The sequence below is a fragment of the Mesorhizobium sp. M0778 genome, from assembly GCF_040320105.1.
Classification (GTDB): domain Bacteria; phylum Pseudomonadota; class Alphaproteobacteria; order Rhizobiales; family Rhizobiaceae; genus Mesorhizobium.
In genome coordinates this window covers 1-520 of the sequence record NZ_JAMYPA010000062.1, presented here as the reverse complement: position 1 = coordinate 520, position 520 = coordinate 1, and the positions used below count along the sequence as shown (strand labels likewise).

The 520-nt window shown below is 57.1% G+C and carries 1 protein-coding gene; it reads right to left on the bottom strand.

Annotated elements, in window-relative coordinates; translation table 11 throughout:
- A partial coding sequence (locus NKI22_RS31400; RefSeq protein ID WP_352959708.1) for a type II toxin-antitoxin system HipA family toxin occupies positions 1 to 520 on the bottom strand: 520 nt, incomplete at both ends.

Here is a 520-nt window from a genome sequence, read left to right as displayed (position 1 = left end):
AGGCTATGTCATGGTAAGCAGCGCCCTCGTATTTGCGCGAGGAATAGACACCGAAGACCTGAGCAAAATCCTCAATGTGAATCCTATCGCCATCGGCGCCGCGATCGAAACGTTTGACGAGAAGGACCTTGCCCTCCGACAGCGTGTTGAATTCTTCGGGAATGCCCTCAAAATTGGACTTCTCGACCAGTTCGCATTCAGGCACCTCCATGCCGATTGCTGCGGCCAGCGCCAGGTTGGCGAATTCGTTCTCCGAAACGCCCGGAAACACCGTTGAAGAAAACTTGGCGATGTACCGGCCTTGCTCGTCGTCCATCGGCAAGGTAAGGCCCCCGCCTTTTCCAGTTTCCATTCTGACCGACAGCTTCATCTGCACGCCGGCAAGTGAGAACCGTGCCTTGGGCTTATCCTTTGAAGCATCCTGCGAAACCGCTATCGCGCCGTCACTTGGCAACGCCCGTACGGCTCCCGGCAGATCGGCGCCCAGCGCCGCTAAGAGATCGAAATCATTGCCTGGCCG